Below are 21816 nucleotides of genomic sequence, written 5' to 3' on the forward strand. Positions count from 1 at the left end.
AGTTTTCATACTTCGCTCATCGGCCTCCCATGCGGGTGGTTTAGCGTCGGGCGGGCGCGAATCGCGGGATTCGTGCGCCACCCTTTCGCTCTGCTTGTCGAACAAGAAAGGTCGATGCATGAGCTTCGTCCGTAATCGCCGCGTCGGTGCGCTCTTCGGAGCCGGCGCGGTCGCCGCCGTGGCCCTCGCCCTCGCGCCCGCCACCGCCTCGGCGTCCCCCGCGGATCTGGTTGCGCCGCTACTGAACTCGACCTGCACCTTCACCCAGGTGGACGCGGCCCTGCACGACAAGGCCCCGGCCCTGGCTTCGTTCCTGGACCAGAACCCGGGCTACAAGTCCGAGCTGCAGGCCAAGTTCGCGCTGTCGCCCGAGCAGCGTCAGGCCGAACTCGACCAGTACCTGAAGGACAACCCGGACGCCGCCGACCAGGCCGCGGCCGACCCGCGTGCCGGTGGAATCGCCGCCGCGATCCAGCAGGTCGCCGACTCCTGCCACAACTACTGACCCTCGTCGGACGATACTGATGTGGTGTGCCGCCCCGGTGGCACACCACATCAGGTTCGCGGCCCGTCTCGTTCTGGACCGAGCGGAGCGGGGGAGCGAAGCGGAGGGAAGAACGAGACCTCCAGGGCCGCGAACCGTCCGGAGCGAAGCGGAGGGCAAATTGGATACAGCGGTACCCACTGTCCTGGTCGTCGACGACGACGAGGATGTGCTCGCATCGGTCGAGCGCGGGCTCCGGCTGTCGGGGTTCCGGGTGGTCATCGCCCGGGACGGCGCCGCGGCGCTGCGCAGTGTCAACGAATCCGCCCCCGATGCCGTCGTGCTCGATATGAACATGCCGGTGCTGGACGGCGCGGGCGTGGTCACCGCGCTGCGCGCCATGGGCAACGAGGTGCCGATCTGCGTGCTGTCGGCGCGCAGTTCGGTCGACGATCGGATCGCCGGGCTGGAGTCCGGGGCCGACGACTATCTGGTGAAGCCGTTCGTGCTCGCCGAACTGGTCGCCCGCATCAAGGCGCTGCTGCGGCGGCGCAGCGACGTACCCGCCTCCGCCATCCCGGGCGCGATCACCGTGGGCCCCTTGGAAGTCGACGTCGCCGGCTACCGGGCGCTGCTGCACGGCACCGAGATCGAGCTCACCAAAAGGGAATTCGAGCTGCTGTCCACGCTGGCCCGCAGCGCCGGCGTGGTGCTGAGCCGGGAGCGGCTGCTGGAACTGGTGTGGGGCTACGACTTCGCCGCCGACACCAATGTGGTGGACGTCTTCGTCGGCTACCTGCGCCGCAAACTCGAGGTCGACGGCACCCCGCGCCTGCTGCACACCATTCGCGGGGTGGGATTCGTCTTACGCGCACCCAAATGAACCGGCCCGCACTCGATTCCGCACCACCGCGCCGGCGCCGCCACTCCTATTCGCTGCGCTTCCGGGTCGCGGCGGCCGCGGCGCTGGGCGCCACCATCATCGTGGCGGTGCTCAGCTGGGTGACCGTCACCGCCATCGAGCGCAACAATCTCAGTCAGGCCGATCAGCAGCTGGCGCTGTCCTCGCGGATCGTGCTCATCGAGCCACAACTCGCGGTGACCGTCCTCGACGTGCTCGGCCCCACCAACCAGCTGGCGCTCACCGTGCGCAATGCCGACGGCTCCATGACCAGCACCTCCGTGCAGCTGCCCACCCTGTCGGTGGGTAATCACACCGTCACGGTGGACGGCAATTCCTACCGGGTGCTCACCACCACCGAGAACCAGCCCGCAGGACGCGTTGTCTCCCTGGGCATTCCGACCACGGAGACCGAGCACGCCACCGCGGAGCAGCGGCGGTTCGTGTTCTTCGCGGCGCTGGCCGCGGTGGCGGCGTCGGCCGGGCTGGGCTGGCTGTTCGGCGGCCGCGCGGTGCGGCCCATCGTCCGGCTCACCGAGGCGGTCGATCAGCGCGGGCCCACCGGCGGCCCGAATGCGCAGCTGCCCGTGGATGGTTCGGGGGTCAGGGAGGCCGACAAGCTGGGCGAGGCCGTCAACACCATGCTGGAGCGGCTGGACCGGGCGCAGGCCGAGATCGCCGCGGCGCTGGAGACCGCGCGCGACTTCGCCGCGGTGTCCGCGCACGAACTACGCACCCCGCTCACCGCCATGCGCACCGATCTGGAGGTGCTGCGCACCCTCGACCTCAGCGAGGACCAGCGCCGGGAAATCCTCGGCGACCTGCAGCGCGGCCAGAACCGGGTGGAGACCACCCTCGCGGCACTGGAACGGCTGGCCGCCGGTGACCTCACCAATGAACGCGACCACGTGGTCACCGATGTGGCCGAGCTCTGCGACGCCGCCGCGCACGACGCCATGCGGCACTTCCCGCAGCTGAAGGTGCGCATCGACACCGACGCCGAACTCGTCACCCGGGGCCTGCCCACCGGTCTGCGGCTGGCCGTGGACAACGCGCTCACCAATTCGGCGCGGCACGGCGGGGCCACCGAGGCGCTGGTGTCGGCGCACCGGGCGGCGAACGGGCGCATCGTCATCTCCATCGACGACAACGGGCGCGGACTGCCGCCCGCGGAGCGCGAGGCGGTGTTCGAACGGTTCTTCCGGGGTAGCCACGCCGCCAAGGGCGGGTCCGGGCTGGGGCTGGCGCTGGTCGCGCAGCAGGCCCAATTGCACGGTGGCCGAGCCTATTTCGATGACGGCACGCTGGGCGGGGTGCGCCTGGTACTGGAACTACCGGACCGCGATGCGCCGCCGGGGCCATCGCCCGGCCGCGGGTGAACGTACCGGTCTTTACCGAACTCTCAGACAACCATCAGAGCTCGGGGCACGCCGCCCCTCTACGGTCTGAATGGTGTTCGGAAAACGCGCCCGCTGGGTCCTGATCGTCCTGCTGCTCGCCGCCGCGGTCACCGCGGGCACGATCAGCGTCCTCCGGCTACGCGCCGCGCCCACCGCGGTCGCGCTCATCAACGGCGATACCGGGCCGCTGGGCGCGCGCATCGCAAAGGAGCTACAGGGCAGCGGAACCCGGCACTGGGATGTGGTCGACGAGGCGAGCACCAAGGACTACGCCGCGGTGGTCACGCTGCCCACCGACCTCAGCACCGATATCACCTCCCTGCTCACCGACAAGCCGCACCGGGCGCAGGTCACCGTCACCACCCACGATCGCGCCGACCCGAACCTGGTCAACGACGCGGTGACCGAGGTGACCAAGAAGATCAGCGCCGCCGGGCTGGACACCCTGTTCGCGACCATGAACACCGCGCGCCTGCAGGTGTCGCAGATCGCGGGCACCTCGCAGCTGCTCAGCGCGGGCGTGCAGGCGGCCGCTGACGGGGCGCAGCAGTTCTCCGGCGGCGCCGACCAGATGATGGACTTCCTGAATCAGGCGAAATCCGGTGCGGGACAGCTGACCTCCGGCATCGACGCGCTGAACTCCACCCTGAGCGCCGCCACCGCGCAGGCGAATCAGCTTGCCGCGGCGCTGGATTCGACCGGCGTCACCATGGGGCAGGTCTCCCAGGCGGCGAGCACGCTGTCCAACGGTCTCGACTTCGTGGTGCCGCTGCTGCAGGCGCTGCCGTTCGCCAGTGATCCGCGGCTGGCGAATGTCATCACCCAGCTGCAGGGTCTGCAGAACGTGGCGAATCAGGCCAACACCCAGCTCAGCGGCTTCGCCAATCTGACCGGCACGCAAGTCACTCCGGATACCAAGGTCGGGCAACTACTGCGCGACGCGGCCGGTCGGCTGAACGACGCGAGCACACAGCTGAATCAGGGCGCGTCGCTGGCACAGAGCATTCCGGCCGTCGCCGATCAGGCCGGAACCCAGCTGGTGGCGGCCATGCAGGCGCTGACCGGTGGCGTCAGCCAATTGCAGGCTGTGACCAAGACCTTGGGCAATCAGGCCGGTCAGGCGATGGGCGCGCTCCCGCAGCTCGGGGTGCCACAGCAAACGGCCATCGCGGCCGCCCTCACCGACCCGGTCGACATCGTTCGGAAATAACGTTCGCAAACAATCAGCAACATTCGGCGATTCACCCGGATAGACTCTGCCCGGATTGCTCTAATCGACCCGTTTCGGGAGCTCCACCGCTCTACCGCCCCTGGCTCCACCTAGCGCCCCGGTACCGGAGAGGAACGATCGTGAGCATGCTGATGGCCGCGCATGACATGTACGGCACGGTTCTCGCCCAGTTCGGCAACCCCACCGCGGAAACCCCGCCCATGGCCGACAAGATGATGAAGATGTTCCGCTACTTCACCTGGTTCACCCAGATGTCGGGCGTCGCGGCCATCACCTACGGCGGCGGGCGCTTCGCCTGGGAGAAGTGGGGCGGCGGCTCGGCCTCCCCCAAGATGGTCGCCAACGCCATGATCGGCGGCGCGACCGCCACGAGCGCCGGAACAATCATGAACGCCATCGTCGGATAGGGATTCGGGAGACAATGCGGGGGCCCAGCCCCCGCATTCCCTCTGGGGAGGAACCGATGACCTACGGCAACGATCCCTACTCGCAGCAGCCGCAGCAGCCCGGATTCGGGCAGCAGCCCGGGTTCGGCCAGCAGCCACCACCCGGTTACGGGCAGCAGCCACCACCCGGTTACGGGGGACAGCCACAGCCCGGGTACGGGCAGCCGGTGGGCGGCTACCCGGGTCAGCCCGGAGGCTATCCGCCGGGACCCGGCTACGCCGCGTATCCCCAAGCGCCCTATGCCAGTTGGGGCGCACGGGTCGGGGCGTTCCTCATCGACCGGCTGATCATCGGCGTGCCCGCGGCCATTTTCTACGGCATCGGCTTCGCGGTCGGGTCCAAGGACATGAACTGCACCACCGACTCGACCGACTCCTCTTACAGCACGTCCTGCTCGGGCGGGCTGTCCGCGGGCGGGATCGTGCTGGTGCTCATCGGCGCGGCCATCGCGATCATCGGCGGCCTGTACCTCATCTATATGGAGGGCACCAGCGGCCAGACCCCCGGTAAGAGGCTGCTGGGCATCAAGCTGATCCGCGAGGCCGACGGGCAGCCCCTGGGCTTCGGCATGGCCTTCGTCCGGCAGATCTGCCACATCGTCGACTCCCTTCCCTGCTACCTGGGCTGGCTCTGGCCGCTCTGGGACGCCAAGAAGCAGACCTTCGCCGACAAGATCATCAGCAGCATCGTCGTGAAGGTGTGAGTTCCGGCAGCGCAGACAACCGTGCCCGCCGCGCTGAAAAGCACGGCGGGCACGGGTTTTTCGTCGACCGGGGCGTCGTCAGTTCACGACGTCCAGGAGGTCGATGATGAAGACGAGGGTCTTGCCGGCCAGATGGTGGCCACCCGCCTCGCCGTAGGCCAGCTTCGGCGGGATGGTCAGCTGGCGGCGGCCGCCCACCTTCATGCCCGGGATGCCGTCCTGCCAGCCCTGGATCAGGCCGCGCAGCGGGAAGACGATGGACTCACCACGGTCCCAGGAGGCGTCGAACTGCTCGCCGGAGTCGTACTCGACGCCCACGTAGTGGACATCGACGGTGTCGCCGGGCTTGGCTTCGGCGCCGTCACCCACAACGAGGTCCTTGATCACGAGTTCGGCGGGGGCGGGACCATCCTGGAACTCGATTTCCGGCTTGCTGCTCATGGGCTGTCCTCTTCGATAGATCGGAATCGGGTCTCGATCACCTTATGCCCCGCGCATTCGCCCGCCCGCGGCGGAGGCGAAAATGTCCCGGTGGCCGAAGTGATCGATATCGACGACCCGGACGATCCGCGGGTCGCCGAATTCCGCGACCTCAACAATGCCGATCGACGCCCCGACCTGCCCGGCGGCAAGGGATTGGTGATCGCCGAGGGAGTGGTGGTCGTGCAGCGCATGCTGGCCTCGCGATTCACGCCCTTCGCATTGTTCGGTGTCGCGAAGAGATACGAGCAGCTCGCCGAGGAGCTGACCGGAGTGGAAATTCCGTATTACCGCGCCAGCGCCGAGGTGATGGCGCAGGTCGTCGGATTCCATTTGAATCGCGGCGTCCTCGCGGGCGCCTATCGGCCGCGTGAACTCACCGCCGGCGAGCTGCTCGCGGACGCGCGCACGGTGGCGGTGCTCGAGGGCGTGAACGACCACGAGAACATCGGGTCGATCTTCCGCAATGCCGCCGGATTGGGTGCGGACGCCGTGCTGTTCGGCGACCGCTGCTCGGATCCGCTGTACCGGCGCGCCGTGCGGGTCTCCATGGGCCACGTGCTGCGGGTCCCCTTCGCCCAGCTGCCGCCCTTCCCGGCGGGGCTGGACCTGCTGCGCGACAACGGCTTCCAGATCATCGCCCTGACCCCGAACCCGAAGGCCGACACCCTCGCCACCGCCATGACCGGCGAGAAGGTGGCCCTGCTGCTCGGTGCGGAGGGCCCCGGCCTCACCGAGGAGACCATGCGGGCCAGCGACATTCGTGCCCGCATCCCCATGACGGCGGGCACCGATTCGCTTAATGTGGCGACCGCAGCCGCCATGGCCTTCTACGAGAGAGTGCGTGCCCAGTGAGCCATCCGCCCGACGGACCGTATGGATACGGCTATTCCGAACCCACCCCGTGGGCCAGCGGCATCGCCGTGGTCGTCATGGTGGGCGCGCTGACCGCCGTCGGCGTCTACTCCTTCGGCGCGGCGCTGGCCCAGATCCATCCGGTGCTGTCGGTGGCGGTCAACCTGATCGCGGTGGGCGGGGCCGCGCCGACCGCCTGGCGCTGGCGCTACGCCCCGGTGACCCGCTGGGTGATCGCGGGCTTGGGTGCGGGCGTGCTGCTGGCCTGGCTGGGCCTGCTGCTGTTCTGAGTCAGGAGACCCGGTCGCGGCCGCGCAGCCAGCCCAGCAGTCCGCGTTTGCTGCCGTTGTGCTCGACGGGCGCCTCCGGCACGACCTCCACCAGCATCGGCGCCTCGCCCCTGGGGAACAGCGAGAAGCCGCAGACCTCGATCCGGTCGGCGGTCAGCGCCTGCTCGGGATCCCGGCCTCGATACCGGAAGCCGAGCCACTCCTGATTGGCGGCGTCGGCGAAGTCCGGCGGGTCGAAGGGCAGCAGCTGCGGGTCCGGCAGTTCGCCGGGCGCGAGGTGAATGGGATGTTCACCCGCCCAGTAGGGCCGCTCCCACACCCGCGGCATGCCCTCGTCCTCGAGGATATTGACCCGGGTCGCGCTGAAGGAGCGGCGGAATTCGCCGCGTTCCCAATGCGCGAACGCGCCCCAGCCCAGGGACAGGTCGTAGGAGATCAGGTAGGTCTGCTCGGAGGCGAGCGGACGTACCAGCAGCTCCGGCAGTCTGGTCGGGCGCGCCAACGCGGCCTGGGTGGAGCAGACGACCGTGACGCCGGGATAGCAACCGATATAGATGGATTCGCGATCCGGCCCCGCCCACACCTTCATGGTGCCCGAGGCGGCGGGCACCACATCACGGTCCGGGTTGAGCTGTTTGGCGAGTGCGAAGGCGGCGTCCGGGTCGGGTCCCGGGTGCGCACGCAGCACGGCCACCGGATCGGGGGCGTCGACGTACCACAGGGACGAGACCGTTGATGGCACCGACGTCACCTCCCCTCAGTCACTGCACACAGGATGGCTACTTTTGAGCAAACATCCGGCTGCCGATCGCTGGCATCGACGTGGGTCGACCCGGCACTGACCGCCGACTTAATGAATCTACCCCCGCGAGGGCCGAAATATCGCCGTTGCCAACCTTGTTTCGCGGCGCGGCGCAGAGCGGATGGCCGACGGATTCAGCAACCCATTAGCATCCGAAAAAAATTCGAGCGGCCTACCCGGCAGGACTCAGTGACCGGAGGACCGCACGCCTAGGAGTACATCCTCCCAGGACGGCATCGGCGCCTTGCCGCCCCGCTTAGCCCGATTCGGCTTCTGCGCGTTGGCCTTCGCGGCCGGCTGCGCCGGGGCGGGAGCCGGTTCCGCGGGCTCGGCGGCAGCCGCCGGGGCCGGAGCGGGTGCGGGGGCAGCGGGGAGCGCCGGAGCGGGCTGCTCCTTCGCCGCCGGAGCGGGCGCGGGGGCGGCGGCGGTGGTCACCGGCACGGTGCCGTCGCCGACCGCGGCGCGCTGCTCGAAGTAGTCGTCCACGTTCTGCTGCTGGGCGACTCGCGCCGGCGCGGACTCGTAGTCGGGGGTCCGCTCCTCGCGCGGTGCGGGCGCGGGCGCCGGCACCTCGTCCACCACCGGGTCGGTCTGGTCCGGCAGGATGGTCGCCAGGCCGCGCAGCGCCCGGCCGAAGTCGGGATCGATCAGGTCCGAGGCCGGATCATCGAGCGGCACCACCGAGCCGCCGTGCGCGTCCGGCTGGTAGCGCCAGTGCGCGGCGATCACGGAACGGCCCGCCTGCCACTGCAATTGGGCCACCCAGTAGCCCTTCTCGTCCTTCCAGGCGTCCCATTCGGCGACCTCGATATTGTGGCCGCGCTCGGCGAAGGCGGCCGACACGATCTCGATGAGGGTCTCCACGGCGGGACCGTCGTTGCGGACCGGGTGCGCCTTCTGCGCCAGCTCGGCGGCCCGGGCGCGTTCCAGCAGAACGGGATACGCGAAACGCTCCACCCGCGACAGCGGCATACCCGACTCTTCGGTGACCTGCTCCACCGACGCACCGGCACGGATACGGGCCTGGATATCGCGAGGACGCATCGTGGCTTCCGTTTCGATCTCGATTTGGCCGAATCGGGCAAGATCTCCGCGGGCGGCGGCGCGCAGTTTATCGTCGGCGGCGAGCCGGTACTTCTGGCCGCTCTCGGTATCGATGCACACGATGTGCGTGGAATCGGGCGTCAATCCGATTACTCGAAGTTCACGCACCGTTACCTCCTGTTCGCTGCGCAACTCACAGCTATAGCTAGGCTCGCGACACCGCCCACGTTCTGGAACAGTAGTGCACTTCTGAGAATCATGGGGCAAGACACGCGGCGCGGAAATCTGTTCCCAGACTTCCGCGCCGCATTAGTGTGATCGATTCGCCTCAGCGGCGAAACCGGTTTCGCGATCTCCCGAAGATCGTGAGAGACCCGTGAACCGATGTCGTTTTTACTGCTCAGGCCAGCTTCTCGACGACCCAGTCGACGCAGCGGGTCAGCTGCGACACATCGTCGGGGTCGATGGCCGGGAACATGCCGATGCGCAGCTGGTTACGGCCCAGCTTCCGGTACGGCTCGGTGTCCACGATTCCATTGGCGCGCAGCACCTTCGCCACCTGCGCGGCGTCCACGGTATCGGCGAAGTCGATGGTGCCGACGACCTGCGAGCGCAGCGCCGGGTTCTGCACGAACGGCGTTGCGTACGCGCTGGTCTCGGCCCACGAGTACAGACGCGAGGACGAGTCGGCGGTGCGCTTCACGGCCCAGTCCAGACCTCCGTTGCCGTTCAGCCACTCGATCTGGTTGGCGAACAGCAACAGGGTGGCAAGCGCCGGGGTGTTGTAGGTCTGGTCCTTGGTGGAGTTGTCGATCGCGATCGGCAGCGAGAGGAATTCGGGGGTCCAGCGACCCGAGTTCTTGATTTCCTCCACCCGCTCGAGCGCCTTGGGGCTCATGAGCGCGATCCACAGGCCGCCGTCGGAGGCGAAGCACTTCTGCGGGGCGAAGTAGTAGACGTCGGTGTCGGCGATGTTCACCGGCAGACCGCCCGCGCCGGAGGTGGCGTCGATGGCGACCAGCGCGTGCTCGGAACCGGCCGGGCGCGACACCGGGATGGCGACACCGGTGGAGGTCTCGTTGTGGGCCCAGCCGATCAGGTCGGCCGAGGGGTCGGAGGTCGGCTCGGGGGCGTCGCCCGGCTCCGACTTCACCACGATCGGGTCACCGATGAACGGGTTGCCCTTGGCGACCGAGGCGAACTTCGAGGAGAACTCGCCATTGCTCAGGTGCAGCGACTTCTCGCGAATGAGGCCGAAGGCGGCGGCGTCCCAGAACGCGGTGGTGCCACCGTTGCCCAGCACGACCTCGTAACCGTCGGGCAGCGAGAACAGGTCGCGCAGTCCGGAGCGCACCCGCGCCACCACGTCCTTGACCGGCTTCTGCCGATGCGAGGTACCGAACACCGAGGCGCCGGTATCCACCAGGGACTGCAGCTGCTCGGGGCGGACCTTGGAGGGGCCGCAACCGAACCGTCCGTCGGCGGGCTTGAGATCGTCGGGGATGGTCGGGAACGCAGAGGTCATGGCGACAAGGGTAGAGGTGCTATCACCCGCGCTCACGCCCGGGTCCGGTCGGAAAAACATTCCCACGAGCGGGTTCGGCAAACCGCGGGTATCGCTGTGTCGGGCACCACACAGCGATTACGGTGTACCGCCATGGACATGGCCGCACACGAGCGACCGCGCAGCGCTTCCGACCAGCCGCCCGATTCCGGGCCCGGCGCGCCCCCGAATTCCGGTCGGCAGCGCCGCGGTCCGCAGGTCGCGCCCGCCCCGCGCATCGGCCTGCTGGCCCGGCTGTCCTCGCAATTCGGGTCCCGTGGCCTCGCCCGCCGCGGGCCCGCGCTCGACGACGCCGCCCGGCGCGAACTGCTGCTGCACGGCGTCGAGGGCGTCGCGACCGTGCTCGGTGTACACGGCACCGCCGAGGCCGAGCCGGGGCCGGAGTTCTGGGTGCGGGTCCAGCTCGAGGGCCGGCATGCCTACGAGACGCGGGTCCGGCAGCGGGTGAACGCGGCCGAGCGGCAGTGGATGCAGCCCGGCGATGTGGTCTGCTGCCGGGTCGATCCGGGCGATGACGACCGGGTGGTGCTGCATCTGCCCGCGTCCGAGGAGACCTCGCGCACCAATATCGCCAAGATCCTGGCCGACGGCCGCCGCGCCCGCGCCACCGTGCTGGCCGCGACACCGGTCGCGGCCGACTACACCGGCAGAGACGATCCGGTGCTGCGGCTGGATCTGGAACTGCACGCCTGGGACGAGCCGGGGCCGTGGCGGGTGCGGGTGGTGCAGCCGGTCCCCCTGTCCGCCCTGGAATTGGTGGATCTGGGCCGGCATCTGGAGGTCGCCTTCTTCACTGTCGACCGCGGCGAATCCGTCGCGGTGGACTGGGCGGCCTCGCTACCCGGCTGACCGCCGGGCCCGAAACGCTGTGACTCGTGCTCGAAACGCGGTGGCACCTGCCCGAAGGGCTATGGCACTTGCCCGAAAGGCTGTGGCACCTGCCCGAAAAGCTATGGCAGGTGCACGAATTGGAAGCCGTTGGACTTCAGGGCGGGCAGCGCGGCGAGCATGCCCGCGCCGGTGCCCGACTTGGGGCGGTGCATGTGCGCCAGGGAGATGCCGCCGGTCTTGGCGGCCGTCATGTTGTTCTGGACCTGGGCGGCGGTCGCGGTGGCACCGAAATCGGCGTTGACCGAGAAACCGACCGCGGTCTCGCCCAGGTCCTTCACGATCGCCACGGCCACGTCGTCGTAGTGCGCGGTGCCCGCGCGGAAGAAGCGGGGCGCGCGACCGGTCAGGGCGGTGATGCGCTGGTGGTTGCCCCACACCTCGTCCACGGCCGCCTGCGGGGAGGCGGTGCCCTTGATCTCGTAGGCGGCGCGGCCGTTCACCGACAGCGGGCAGTGCGCGGTGCCGTGATTGCCGATCTCGAAGAGCGGGTTGGCGGCCAACTGCCCGGCGCGACCGGGATTCGCGTCGATCCAGCGCTTGTTCAGGAACAGGGTGGCCGGAATCTGCTGAGCCTGCAGGAAGGCGAGCAGGTTCTCGTCGATGTCGTTGTTGCCGGGGCCGCCGCAGGCGTCGAAGGTGACCGCGAACTGCTTGCCCGTGGCATTGAACCCCGTCACGATGCCGTCGAGGTCCATGCCCCAGCCCTGCGGCTGCCGACCGGCATACTTCGCGGCCACGGCGTCGGGCGACACCGTGGCGGCGGGTAGCCGCGCCGGCGCGGTGGCCGGATCGGCCGCCGCGTGCGGATCGAGGATGCGGTCGGACGAATTGCCGTTCGCCACACCGCATCCGGCGGTGACGAGGCCTGCGGCGAGCGCCGCGCCCGCGGCGAAGAAGCCGCGCCTGGACAGTCCTGCGTCGAGCACCGGTGCAGGTTATGTGAATCCGGTCGCAGTAGCCAGGACCACGATCATGATTGTTCCAACCGTTGCGGTCCGGCAACCAATTCGCCACCGCCGTTGGTGCAGATGTAATCCATTGTTCCACTGCAGGATTCGCCGCACCAGCTCGAATACGAGCACCTCGGGACGCCGCCGCTGGTGAGCGGATCAGCAATCGCGCAGCGCTCACGGCGTGTCGGATTTCCAGTTCATCCCGAAGGCCGGATTGCTCCAGACTGTAGCCTGCCCGACCGAAACAATCCCTTTTGCAAGGAAACGCATTGACATACCCGAACAACCCGTACCCGCAGCAGCAGCCCGGATACGGCTACCCGCCCGCCGATCAGCCCGCCCCGGGCTACGGTGCGCCCCAGCCCGGCTACGGCGCTCCGCAGCAGCCCGCCTACGGCGCGCCCCAACCCGGTTACGGCGCGCCCCAACCCACGTACGGGGCTCCGCAACCCGGCTATGACGCCCAGTCTCCCTACGGGACTCCGCAGCAGCCCGCGTACGGCGCGCCCCAACCCGCCTACGGCGCAGCACAACCCACGTACGGGGCGCCGCAGCCCAGCTATGCGCCGTTCGGAGGGTACGGGGCACAGTATGCGAGCTGGGGCGCACGAGTGGGCGCGACCCTGATCGACGGCCTGATCTTCGGCGTGCCCTCGGGGATCCTGCAACTCATCGCGGACACCGCGGGCACCTCGAAGGTGCATTGCACCGTCAGCCCCGGCAGCTACTACACCAGCTGCACCGGGGGCGGCTACAACGCCTTCGGGTGGATCCTGTGGCTGCTGGGCCTCGTGATCAGCCTCGGCGGCTTCCTGTACCTGCGGTACCTGGAGGGCACCACCGGGCAGACCATCGGCAAGAAGGTCGTCGGCATTCGACTGATCCGCGAAAGCACCGGGCAGCCGGTCGGTTTCGGCCTGGCGATCGGCCGCAGCCTCCTGCACTTCATCGACGCCCTGCCCTGCTACATCGGCTTCCTGTGGCCGCTGTGGGACGACAAGAAGCAGACCTTCGCCGACAAGATCGTCAGCACCACCGTCGTGAAGGGCTGAGAGCAACCCGGGACTGGGGGGTGGCCCGGGGACGGATGTGAAAAACGGTGGCCCGCAGCGATTCTCGCTGCGGGCCACTGTCGTGTTCGAACCGGATTACTTGTGCGACACCAGATCCCAGCCCGGGACGGCGTCGGGCTTGCGCGGGGCCGGGCCGGTGTAGATGGCGGCCGGGCGGACCAGCTTGCCCAGCTTCTTCTGCTCCAGGATGTGGGCACACCAGCCGGCGGTGCGGCCACAGGTGAACATGGCGGGCATCATGTGCGCCGGGACCTCGGCGAAGTCCAGGATCACGGCGGCCCAGAACTCGACATTGGTCTCGATGGCGCGGTCGGGGCGGCGCTCGCGCAGCTCGGCCAGGGCGGCCTGCTCCAGGGCGGCGGCGACCTCGTAGCGCGGGGCGTCGAGGCGCTTGGCGGTGGCGCGCAGCACGCGGGCGCGCGGGTCCTCGGCCCGGTAGACCCGGTGGCCGAAGCCCATCAGCTTCTCCTTGCGGTCCAGGATGCCTTTGACCAGAGCCCGTGCGTCGCCGGTCTTCTCGACGGCTTCGATCATGGGCAGCACGCGGGCCGGAGCGCCGCCGTGCAGCGGGCCGGACATGGCGCCGATGGCGCCGGACAGCGAGGCCGCCACGTCGGCGCCGGTGGAGGCGATGACGCGGGCGGTGAAGGTGGAGGCGTTCATGCCGTGCTCGGCGGCCGACACCCAGTAGGCGTCGATGGCCTCGATGTGGCGCGGGTCCGGGTCACCCTTCCAGCGGGTCATGAACCGCTCGGTAATGGTGGCCGATTCGTCGATCTTCGCCTGCGGTACGGCCGGCTGGTAGATGCCGCGCGCCGACTGGGCGACGTAGGACAGCGCCATGACCGAGGCCCGGGCGAGGTTCTCGCGGGCGGTGTCGTCGTCGATGTCGAGCAGCGGCTCGTAACCCCAGATCGGGGCCAGCATGGCCAGGCCGGCCTGCACGTCGACGCGCACGTCGCCGGTGTGGATGGGGAGCGGGAACGGCTCGGCGGGCGGTAGGCCACGGCCGAATTCGCCGTCGACCAGCAGGGCCCACACGTCACCGAAGGTGACCGAGTTGCCGACGAGGTCCTCGATGTCGACGCCGCGGTACCGCAGTGCACCGCCGTCCTTGTCGGGTTCGGCGATATCGGTGGTGAAGGCCACCACACCCTCGAGACCGCTCACGAAGCCGTCGGGGACGACCGAGCTTGGTACCGCAGCGCTGGCAGTCATGTTGTGACTCTCCTTGCAAAGTCGGGCCGCCCGATCTTTGGGCAGCCACGCCGATCAACTGGAGCTTAACCCCCGCATTACTCCGGAGTAACGTCTGCCCCATGGTTGACCAGGAGAAATTCGCCACGCCCGACATCGACATGGCTGCCCTGCGAGTCGAGTACGGAGTCGATCAGGGCGACAACCATCCGGGCCCGGAAACCGACCTCGACGAGACCTGGCTGTCCGACGGCTGGGAGCCGTTGCTGCGCAACTGGATCGAGGACGCGACCAGCGCGGGCATGACCGATCCGAACTCGATGGTGCTGAGCACCGTCGAGGTCACCGAAACCGGTCCGCGGCCCGCGTCGCGAACTGTCCTGTGCAAGGGGCTTTCTCCCGAGGGTGTGACTTTTTACACGAATTACGAATCGTTCAAGGGCCGCCAGCTGACCCGAACCCCGTATGCCTCGGCCACTTTCGTGTGGCCCGCCATGGGCCGGCAGGTCACCGTGCGCGGGCCGGTGCGGCGGGTCCCGGCCGAGGCCACCGAGTTGTACTGGCAGTCCCGTCCGCGCGGTTCCCGGCTGGGCGCGTGGGCCTCGGAGCAGTCGCGGCCCATCGCCTCCCGTACCGAATTGGACCGGCAGATGGATGCGACGGCCGCCCGGTTCGCCGAGGTCGGCGACATCCCGGTGCCGCCGTTCTGGGGCGGCTTCCAGATTCAGCCGGAGACCGTGGAGTTCTGGCAGGGCCGCCGCAGCCGCATGCACAACCGCATCCGGGTCACCGTCGAACCGGGCAATACCGACGTGTCGGTCATGAAAGTCGAACGCCTGCAACCCTGACCGACTCGCGCCGGCCCGAAAGAGTTGGATATCTCACGTTCAAATGGTGGGATGATCGGCCCAAAATGCCTTCCCAAGCGATCATCGGCGTCGCTAGGTTGGGCCGGTGAAGCTGCTCGCCGACATAACTCCATTACGGAATCCTGACTACCGGAGGCTCTGGACCACCGGCATCGTCACCGTGATCGGAGCACAGCTGTCCGTCGTAGCCGTCCCCAAACAGCTCTACGACATCACCCACAGCTCTTCGTATGTCGGCCTGGCCGGGCTGTTCGGCCTCATCCCGCTCATCGTGTTCGGCCTGTGGGGCGGCGCGCTCGCCGACGCCATGGACCGCCGCAGAATGCTGCTCGTCACCAGTGCGGGCACCGGCCTGACCTCGCTGGCCTTCTGGGCGCAGGCCGCCGCCGGGCTGAACAATGCCTGGCTGGTGCTGATCCTGTTCTCGGTGCAGCAGGCGTTCTTCGCCATGAACCAGCCCGCGCGCAGTGCCATCTACCCCCGGCTGCTGCCGCCCGAGCAGCTGCCCGCGGCCAATTCGCTGAGCATGACGGTCATGCAGTTCGGCGCCATCGCCGGACCCGTGCTGGCGGGCATGCTGATTCCGTTCGCGGGCCTGGCCACGCTGTATCTGGTCGACTCCATCGCGCTGCTGGCCACGCTGTGGGCCACCTGGAAACTGCCGCCCATCCCGCCGCACGGCGAGACCCGGCGCGCGGGCCTGCGCGAGGTGTTCGACGGCTTCGCCTACCTGGCCACCCAGCGCATCCTGCTGGCCTCGTTCGCGGTCGACGTGGTGGCCATGGTGTTCGGCATGCCGCGCGCCCTGTTCCCGCAGATCGCCCAGGACAGCTTCGGCGACACCGCTTCCGGCGGAACGGCTCTGGGCCTGCTGTTCGCGGCCATGTCGGTGGGCGCGGTGCTGGGCGGGGTGTTCTCCGGCTGGCTGTCGCGGGTACGGCGGCAGGGTCTGGCCGTGGTGGTCTGCATCGTGCTGTGGGGGCTGGGCATGGTCGGGTTCGGCCTGGCCGTGGGCCTGGTCGGGCACGGGCTGAGCATGACGCTCGCGCTCTGGATCGCGCTGGCCTGCCTGGCTTTCGGCGGCGCGGTGGACATGTTCTCCGCGGCCCTGCGCACTACCATGCTGCAGTCGGTGGCGACCGACGAGATGCGCGGGCGACTGCAAGGGGTCTTCATCGTCGTCGTGGCGGGTGGACCGCGCATCGGTGATGTTGCGCACGGTTTCGCGGCCGCGGCGGTGGGTACCGCGACATCCGCGGCCGGCGGTGGCGTCCTGGTCGTGATCGGCATGATGATCGCGGCCGTGGCGTTTCCGGCGTTCGTTCGATACCGGGTGGCACGTGCGTATTCGGAGGTGCAGCTCGCGTGATGTCGCGGGGTTCATGCCCATAGCACATGACCGCCGCTCTCCTCACCTGCGAACGATGTGACTGTGAGGTAGCAAAGAGCCACCCTCATTCGTGGGGCGTAGTGGACAGCGGCTAGCGTTGACTCGAGCGCATCGCACGCCGACCGTGTCCGATGCCTACGGTTACAAGCCTGAGAGGGATCCTTCCGTGCCCGCTGAGAACATCATCAACGTCGACGACGACGCCAAGCCGGTACTGCAATACCCGGGCGGCGAGTACCCGATGACCGTCGCCAAGGCTGTCGAGGGCAATGACGGAATCGACCTGGGCAAGCTGCTCGCCAGCACCGGGTACGTCACCTATGACCCCGGTTTCATGAACACCGCCTCGACCAAGTCGGCCATCACCTATATCGACGGTGAGGCGGGCATCCTGCGCTACCGCGGGTACCCGATCGAGCAGCTGGCCGGTAAGTCGACCTTCATCGAGGTCAGCTACCTGCTGATCTACGGCGAGCTGCCGACCCAGGCCCAGCTCGACGACTTCACCAACCGGATCCGCCGGCACACCCTGCTGCACGAGGACCTGAAGCGGTTCTTCGACGGCTTCCCGCGCAACGCGCACCCGATGCCGGTGCTGTCCTCCGCGGTCAACGCGCTGTCGGCCTACTACCAGGACTCGCTGGACCCGCGCGACCCCGAGCAGGTCGAGCTGTCCACCATCCGACTGCTCGCCAAGCTGCCGACCATCGCGGCCTACGCGTACAAGAAGTCGGTCGGCCAGCCGTTCCTGTACCCGGACAACTCGCTGTCGCTGGTGGAGAACTTCCTGCGGATGACCTTCGGCTTCCCGGCCGAGCCCTACGAGGTCGACCCGGAGATCGCCGCGGCGCTGGACATGCTGCTCATCCTGCACGCCGACCACGAGCAGAACTGCTCGACTTCGACTGTGCGCCTGGTGGGTTCGTCCGACGCCAACCTGTTCACCTCCGTCTCCGGCGGCATCAACGCGCTGTGGGGCCCGCTGCACGGCGGCGCCAACCAGGCCGTGCTGGAGATGCTGGACGACATCAAGGCCAGCGGCGGCGACGTCAAGGAGTTCGTCCGCAAGGTCAAGAACAAGGAAGACGGCGTGAAGCTCATGGGCTTCGGGCACCGCGTCTACCGCAACTACGACCCGCGCGCCACGCTGGTCAAGCAGGTCGCGGACAACATCCTGGCCAAGATCGGCGGCGACGACCAGCTGCTCGACATCGCCAAGTCCCTCGAAGAGGCCGCCCTCACCGATGAGTACTTCATCGAGCGTCGCCTGTACCCGAACGTCGACTTCTACACCGGCGTCATCTACCGGGCCATGGGCTTCCCGACCCGCATGTTCACCGTGCTCTTCGCCATGGGCCGCCTGCCGGGCTGGATAGCCCACTGGCGCGAAATGCACCGGGAGCCGCTGAAGATCGGCCGTCCGCGCCAGATCTACACCGGCTACGGCGAGCGCGACTACGTGCAGATCAACGGTCGCTGACCCCGACGGGCCCTGTGCCCGAAGGGTTTCCGACGAACCCCGCCGCAACGCATCGTTGCGGCGGGGTTTTTCGTTCACAAGCTCTTGTTAAGAATCTCGCTGGGGTGCGACGGCAATCTTGTTCCCGTGAGATGGAAACGATCTCAGCTCCGGTGCCACCTGCCGCGGCGGGGGCGGCAGGTGGCGCCGGAGAAAATCGGGTGCGAGGACCGGTAATACGTGGGATGTTCGGGGTATGGCATCGACGAATGGCATTACCGTGCGTTCGGCGCGAGCGGACGAGCGGGCGGAGATCCTCCGGCTCTCGGAGATCTGCTTCGGGATGCGGGTCGGCCCGGCCGATCTGGAATACGGCGGCGACGTCTTTCCGACCGAGCGGGCCCTGGTGGCGGTGGACGGCGATCGCATCGTCGGGCACACCAACGACCGCACCATGACCGTCACCGTGCCCGGCGCGCGCACCGTGCAGGCCTGCGGCGTCAGCAGCGTCGTGGTCGCGCCCACCCATCGGCGGCGCGGCATACTGCGGGCGCTCTACACCGAGCAGCATCGGCGCACCGAGGCCGAGGGCATACCGCTCACCATCTTCACCGCCAGCGAGGGCACCATCTACGGCCGCTTCGGCTACGGCCCGTCCATTGTCGAGAACGAGATCTCCGTGCGCGGGCGCACCGCCGAATTCCGTTCCACCACACCGGATCCCGGAGGGGTGCAGGTCGCCGACCTGGAAGAGGCGAAGGTCCGGTTGCCCGAGATCTACGACCGCTGGCGGCGGCTGGTCCCCGGCGCGCAGGCCCGGCCCGCAGCCCGCTGGCAGCAGCGGTTCTTCGCCGACGCGGTACAGAACGAGGAGAGCTCACCGCAGTTCTTCCTGATCCATCCGGACGGCTACGCCATCCTGCGGCGCGCCTGGCACGCGGACAAGAACACCGCCACGGTCCGCGAATTGCGCGCTGTCACACCGGAAGCCCATGTCGCGCTGTGGCGGGTGCTGCTGAGCCTGGATCTGGTGGACACGGTCGAGGCCACGCTGAGCGATAACGATCCGCTCCCCTACCTGGTCACGAATCCGCGTCTGGTGCGCGTCACCGGCCGCCACGACGCGCTGTGGACCCGCGTCATGGACGTCCCCGCCGCTCTCACCGCCCGCACCTACCAGCGGGATCTGGATGTCGTGCTGTCCGTGGACGATCCGTTCCGCGACGCGGGCGGCAGCTTCGCGCTGCGAGTGCGCGACGGCATCGCCGAGTGCGCGCCCACCGGCCGCACCCCGGATCTGGAACTCGGTATCGATGTACTCGGCAGCCTCTACTTCGGCGCGTACCGGGCCCGGGTCTTCGCCGCCGCCGGCCGGATCCAGGCCAAGGACGCGGCCGTGCTGCGTGCATTCGACGAGGCGTTCGCCGCCGAACGCGACGCCGAACTCGGCTGGTTCTTCTGAGTCGACTGACGAAAACGGCTGCCGGGTCCGGCGCGGCGTTGGAACCGGAATATTCCTTTGCTCTAAATGCGCTCCCGATTCTTTTCTTGCGAAAAAGATGGATAGAGCTGCATAAGTCTAGATAGCACAGTATTAACTATGTCAATGCTTCAACCCACCTTTCGGGGCATTTCACCCGATTCGGGCGAGGGCCACCCCGGGCGAGAGTTCAGGGTTTTCCCGGTGGTGGGTGAGCACCGGACGCTGGCATGCTGGGATATGTGAAACCCATCCAGTTGATACTCAACGTCCTGTGGCTCGTGCTGGTCGGATTCTGGATGGCCGTCGGCTATGTCATCGCCGGGCTGATCTGCTGCGTGCTGATCGTGACCATCCCGTGGGGCGTCGCGTCCTTCCGCATCGCCAACTTCGTGCTCTGGCCCTTCGGCCGGGAAGCGGTGGAGAAGCCGAGCGCGGGCGTGGGCTCGATGCTCGGCAACATCATCTGGATCGTCGTGGCTGGCTGGTGGCTGGCGCTGGGTCACCTGATGACCAGCATCGCCCTCGCCGTCACCATCATCGGGATCCCGTTCGCCTGGGCCAATCTCAAGCTGATCCCGATCTCCCTGTTCCCCCTGGGCCGCGAAATCGTGGACAGCGACCGGCGTTTCGGCTACTGAGTCACTCGGATTCGTCGACGATCTGCTTCATGATCCCGACCGCCTCGGCGAGCACCCCGACCTGGGCGGGGGACAGCCGGGACAGCTGATCGGTCATCCAGGCCTCGCGGGCCTGGTTCTCGTCGGCGATCAGGGCCCGCCCGGCGTCGGACAGCGACACGATGATCTGCCGCCCGTCGGTGGGGTGCGGATTGCGTTCCACCAGATCCATTTCCGACAGCGAGGCGATGACCCGGGTCATCGACGGCGGCTGCACCCGCTCCTTGGCGGCCAGCGTGCCCGGCGTCATGGCGCCCTCCCGATTCAGCGTGGCGAGCGCGGACAGCTGGGTCAGCGAAATCTGGGCATCGGCCCGCCGGCCCCGCAGATGCCGAGTCAAGCGCACCACCGCCAGCGAAAGTTCACCGGCGAGCGCTCGAATGTCGGAAGGCGTTGTCACAGAGGCAAACGATACGGGACCGCCCGCGCGGGAGTCGGCTGTTCCGGTGCGTGGGGGCCGGCCGCCCCGGCGCGCCACCCGGACCGGCCCTGCCCTCTAGTCTGGTGGGGTGACCACGCCGCCCGTTCCGGAGATTCCCCCGCGCTTCACCGATCCGCGCCCGGTACTGGCCGTGGGCAGCATCGGTTTCCTGATCGCGACGGTGGCGGTGTGGGCGAACGACGCGTGGGCGACCGCGCGTCCGGTCTGCCTGATGGGCCTGGCGGTGGGTCTGCTCGGCTACACGATCTTCGCGATTCAGCGCCGGAGCGCGCGGCGCGGGGACAAAGGCGCACAGCTCGGTCTGGATTAGCGGGCCCGGGGCCCGGATTACCGCTCAAAGCGACTGGTCGGCCGTCCAGAGGGGTCTGGCAAAACGAACTTGCGGACCGTGCGAATTGACTGCACGCGCCTCGGAGGCTTAACTCCCTGGAGTGTCCTCCCGATTGAGCGTCGAAGAACGACGGGCCCACCTTATCGAGGCAGCCATCGGCCTTGCCGAAAAAAAGGGCGTGGCAGGAGTTACCACGCGCGATGTTGCCCAGGCAGCCGGTGTTTCCCTCGGTGTGGTGCATTACTGTTTCGAAAACAAAGATCAGCTGATGACCGAGCTGGTCAAGGCACTCTCGATGGAATTGCGCGATTCCGTCGATGCCAACGAAACGGTATGGCAGGACGTCGGAACCGGAAAAGAAGCGCTGCAACAATTGGTGCGCGCCGGTCTGGAACTCATGTGGCTCAACATCGAAGCCACTCCGGAGCGCCAACTACTCACCTACGAAACCACCACCTACGCCCTACGCGAAGGCGAGCAGACCCCCGCGAAACTCGCCATCGCACGCGAGCAGTACACCTTCAACGACTCCACGGTCGCCGACGTCATCGAACACGCGCGCGAAGCCACCGGCACCTCCTGGACCGTTTCCGTCGACACGCTGTCCCGTTTCATACTGGCGGCCATCGACGGCATCGTGCTGCGCTGGCTGGTCGACAACGACAGCGCCGCTGTCCGTCAGCAATTGGACGTCCTCGCCACCACCGTGGCAGCCCACGCGGCCTGACCCGGGCCTCCCCCCGCTCCGGCGCGGGCACTGTGCAGCATCGCCCGCGCCGGACCCGAATTCGCCTGCCCGCCTGTGTATCTCATCCAGGCCGGGCCCGCGCACGGCCATTCGGGCCGGCGC

Annotated in this window: 24 protein-coding genes; 17 read left to right on the forward strand and 7 right to left on the reverse strand. The window is 68.2% G+C overall.

Features of this window, described 5'->3' with window-relative positions:
* Positions 1-118: 118 nt before the first annotated feature.
* From ABZV44_RS02220 to ABZV44_RS02245, 6 genes are all read left to right on the forward strand, one after another.
* Positions 119-505, forward strand: a complete 387-nt coding sequence (locus tag ABZV44_RS02220) for a hemophore-related protein (protein WP_354830809.1) — start codon at positions 119-121, stop codon at positions 503-505.
* A 160-nt stretch (positions 506-665) separates the two neighbouring features.
* Positions 666-1367, forward strand: a complete 702-nt coding sequence (locus ABZV44_RS02225; protein WP_354830812.1) for a response regulator transcription factor — start codon at positions 666-668, stop codon at positions 1365-1367.
* Positions 1364-2764 carry a HAMP domain-containing sensor histidine kinase gene (locus tag ABZV44_RS02230; RefSeq protein WP_354830815.1) on the forward strand — a complete coding sequence of 467 codons (1401 nt, stop codon included), beginning with the start codon at positions 1364-1366 and terminating at the stop codon, positions 2762-2764. The genes ABZV44_RS02225 and ABZV44_RS02230 overlap by 4 nt, the downstream gene beginning before the upstream one ends.
* Positions 2765-2834: 70 nt before the next feature.
* Positions 2835-3995, forward strand: a complete 1161-nt coding sequence (locus tag ABZV44_RS02235; RefSeq protein WP_354830818.1) for a hypothetical protein — start codon at positions 2835-2837, stop codon at positions 3993-3995.
* Positions 3996-4141: 146 nt separating this feature from the next.
* The gene (locus tag ABZV44_RS02240; protein WP_354831618.1) at positions 4142-4423 is read left to right on the forward strand and encodes a hypothetical protein; all 282 of its coding nucleotides are present in this window, start codon (positions 4142-4144) and stop codon (positions 4421-4423) included.
* A 56-nt stretch (positions 4424-4479) separates the two neighbouring features.
* Positions 4480-5166 (forward strand): RDD family protein, encoded by a 687-nt coding sequence (locus ABZV44_RS02245; protein WP_354830821.1) that lies wholly within the window; start codon positions 4480-4482, stop codon positions 5164-5166.
* 78 nt (positions 5167-5244) lie between these two features.
* On the opposite strand, the gene ABZV44_RS02250 is transcribed toward ABZV44_RS02245, so the two are convergent.
* Positions 5245-5607, reverse strand: a complete 363-nt coding sequence (locus tag ABZV44_RS02250) for an FKBP-type peptidyl-prolyl cis-trans isomerase (RefSeq protein ID WP_354830823.1) — start codon at positions 5605-5607, stop codon at positions 5245-5247.
* Positions 5608-5697: 90 nt separating this feature from the next.
* Here ABZV44_RS02250 and ABZV44_RS02255 point away from each other — a divergent pair, with 90 nt between their 5' ends.
* Entirely contained in the window at positions 5698-6501 is an 804-nt protein-coding gene (locus tag ABZV44_RS02255) for an RNA methyltransferase (protein ID WP_354830826.1), read from the forward strand.
* Positions 6498-6791, forward strand: coding sequence for a DUF2537 domain-containing protein (locus ABZV44_RS02260; protein ID WP_354830828.1), 294 nt, complete (start codon positions 6498-6500; stop codon positions 6789-6791). The genes ABZV44_RS02255 and ABZV44_RS02260 overlap by 4 nt, the downstream gene beginning before the upstream one ends.
* Position 6792: 1 nt before the next feature.
* On the opposite strand, the gene ABZV44_RS02265 is transcribed toward ABZV44_RS02260, so the two are convergent.
* From ABZV44_RS02265 to serC, 3 genes are all read right to left on the reverse strand, one after another.
* Positions 6793-7533, reverse strand: a complete 741-nt coding sequence (locus ABZV44_RS02265; RefSeq protein WP_354830831.1) for a hypothetical protein — start codon at positions 7531-7533, stop codon at positions 6793-6795.
* Positions 7534-7779: 246 nt separating this feature from the next.
* Positions 7780-8805, reverse strand: a complete 1026-nt coding sequence (gene sepH, locus ABZV44_RS02270; RefSeq protein WP_354830834.1) for a septation protein SepH — start codon at positions 8803-8805, stop codon at positions 7780-7782.
* 232 nt (positions 8806-9037) lie between these two features.
* Positions 9038-10162 carry a phosphoserine transaminase gene (gene serC, locus ABZV44_RS02275; RefSeq protein ID WP_354830837.1) on the reverse strand — a complete coding sequence of 375 codons (1125 nt, stop codon included), beginning with the start codon at positions 10160-10162 and terminating at the stop codon, positions 9038-9040.
* Between the two features lie 132 nt (positions 10163-10294).
* Between serC and ABZV44_RS02280 the strand changes: the two genes are divergently transcribed.
* A complete protein-coding gene (locus ABZV44_RS02280) occupies positions 10295-11050 on the forward strand; it encodes a hypothetical protein (RefSeq protein ID WP_354830838.1) in 756 nt (251 codons plus the stop codon).
* A 101-nt stretch (positions 11051-11151) separates the two neighbouring features.
* Here the strand turns inward: ABZV44_RS02280 and ABZV44_RS02285 are convergent, their stop codons facing one another.
* Positions 11152-12018: a polysaccharide deacetylase family protein gene (locus ABZV44_RS02285; protein ID WP_354830840.1), complete on the reverse strand. Its 867-nt coding sequence runs from the start codon at positions 12016-12018 to the stop codon at positions 11152-11154.
* Positions 12019-12314: 296 nt separating this feature from the next.
* Here ABZV44_RS02285 and ABZV44_RS02290 point away from each other — a divergent pair, with 296 nt between their 5' ends.
* Entirely contained in the window at positions 12315-13097 is a 783-nt protein-coding gene (locus ABZV44_RS02290; RefSeq protein WP_354830842.1) for an RDD family protein, read from the forward strand.
* A gap of 96 nt (positions 13098-13193) precedes the next feature.
* On the opposite strand, the gene ABZV44_RS02295 is transcribed toward ABZV44_RS02290, so the two are convergent.
* On the reverse strand, positions 13194-14336 hold the full coding sequence (locus ABZV44_RS02295; RefSeq protein ID WP_354830844.1) for a citrate synthase 2: 1143 nt from the start codon (positions 14334-14336) through the stop codon (positions 13194-13196).
* Positions 14337-14437: 101 nt separating this feature from the next.
* Between ABZV44_RS02295 and pdxH the strand changes: the two genes are divergently transcribed.
* From pdxH to ABZV44_RS02320, 5 genes are all read left to right on the forward strand, one after another.
* On the forward strand, positions 14438-15163 hold the full coding sequence (gene pdxH, locus ABZV44_RS02300) for a pyridoxamine 5'-phosphate oxidase (RefSeq protein WP_354830845.1): 726 nt from the start codon (positions 14438-14440) through the stop codon (positions 15161-15163).
* Positions 15164-15269: 106 nt separating this feature from the next.
* Positions 15270-16553, forward strand: a complete 1284-nt coding sequence (locus ABZV44_RS02305) for an MFS transporter (RefSeq protein WP_354830848.1) — start codon at positions 15270-15272, stop codon at positions 16551-16553.
* A 187-nt stretch (positions 16554-16740) separates the two neighbouring features.
* Positions 16741-18054: a citrate synthase gene (locus ABZV44_RS02310; protein ID WP_354830853.1), complete on the forward strand. Its 1314-nt coding sequence runs from the start codon at positions 16741-16743 to the stop codon at positions 18052-18054.
* 235 nt (positions 18055-18289) lie between these two features.
* Positions 18290-19495, forward strand: a complete 1206-nt coding sequence (locus ABZV44_RS02315) for a GNAT family N-acetyltransferase (protein ID WP_354830856.1) — start codon at positions 18290-18292, stop codon at positions 19493-19495.
* Between the two features lie 269 nt (positions 19496-19764).
* The gene (locus tag ABZV44_RS02320) at positions 19765-20154 is read left to right on the forward strand and encodes a YccF domain-containing protein (protein WP_354831621.1); all 390 of its coding nucleotides are present in this window, start codon (positions 19765-19767) and stop codon (positions 20152-20154) included.
* Between the two features lies 1 nt (position 20155).
* Here ABZV44_RS02320 and ABZV44_RS02325 read toward each other — a convergent pair whose 3' ends face one another.
* A complete protein-coding gene (locus ABZV44_RS02325; protein ID WP_354830859.1) occupies positions 20156-20593 on the reverse strand; it encodes a MarR family transcriptional regulator in 438 nt (145 codons plus the stop codon).
* A 109-nt stretch (positions 20594-20702) separates the two neighbouring features.
* Between ABZV44_RS02325 and ABZV44_RS02330 the strand changes: the two genes are divergently transcribed.
* Together ABZV44_RS02330 and ABZV44_RS02335 are read left to right on the forward strand one after the other, a co-directional pair.
* Positions 20703-20945, forward strand: coding sequence for a DUF2530 domain-containing protein (locus tag ABZV44_RS02330; RefSeq protein ID WP_354830862.1), 243 nt, complete (start codon positions 20703-20705; stop codon positions 20943-20945).
* Between the two features lie 133 nt (positions 20946-21078).
* The gene (locus ABZV44_RS02335) at positions 21079-21693 is read left to right on the forward strand and encodes a TetR family transcriptional regulator (RefSeq protein ID WP_354830864.1); all 615 of its coding nucleotides are present in this window, start codon (positions 21079-21081) and stop codon (positions 21691-21693) included.
* Positions 21694-21816: the final 123 nt, after the last annotated feature.

It is taken from the genome of Nocardia sp. NPDC004860 (assembly GCF_040609015.1).
In the GTDB taxonomy this organism is placed as follows: domain Bacteria; phylum Actinomycetota; class Actinomycetes; order Mycobacteriales; family Mycobacteriaceae; genus Nocardia.

Excerpts from the sequence above, each read along its gene's own strand:
- ABZV44_RS02240 (WP_354831618.1), top strand. The coding sequence starts at position 4,142 with ATGCTGATGGCCGCGCATGACATGTACGGCACGGTTCTCGCCCAGTTC.
- ABZV44_RS02235 (WP_354830818.1), top strand. The coding sequence starts at position 2,835 with ATGGTGTTCGGAAAACGCGCCCGCTGGGTCCTGATCGTCCTGCTGCTC.
- ABZV44_RS02220 (WP_354830809.1), top strand. The coding sequence starts at position 119 with ATGAGCTTCGTCCGTAATCGCCGCGTCGGTGCGCTCTTCGGAGCCGGC.
- ABZV44_RS02245 (WP_354830821.1), top strand. The coding sequence starts at position 4,480 with ATGACCTACGGCAACGATCCCTACTCGCAGCAGCCGCAGCAGCCCGGA.
- serC (WP_354830837.1), bottom strand. The coding sequence starts at position 10,162 with ATGACCTCTGCGTTCCCGACCATCCCCGACGATCTCAAGCCCGCCGAC.
- ABZV44_RS02315 (WP_354830856.1), top strand. The coding sequence starts at position 18,290 with ATGGCATCGACGAATGGCATTACCGTGCGTTCGGCGCGAGCGGACGAG.
- ABZV44_RS02295 (WP_354830844.1), bottom strand. The coding sequence starts at position 14,336 with ATGACTGCCAGCGCTGCGGTACCAAGCTCGGTCGTCCCCGACGGCTTC.
- pdxH (WP_354830845.1), top strand. The coding sequence starts at position 14,438 with ATGGTTGACCAGGAGAAATTCGCCACGCCCGACATCGACATGGCTGCC.
- ABZV44_RS02230 (WP_354830815.1), top strand. The coding sequence starts at position 1,364 with ATGAACCGGCCCGCACTCGATTCCGCACCACCGCGCCGGCGCCGCCAC.
- ABZV44_RS02250 (WP_354830823.1), bottom strand. The coding sequence starts at position 5,607 with ATGAGCAGCAAGCCGGAAATCGAGTTCCAGGATGGTCCCGCCCCCGCC.
- ABZV44_RS02280 (WP_354830838.1), top strand. The coding sequence starts at position 10,295 with ATGGACATGGCCGCACACGAGCGACCGCGCAGCGCTTCCGACCAGCCG.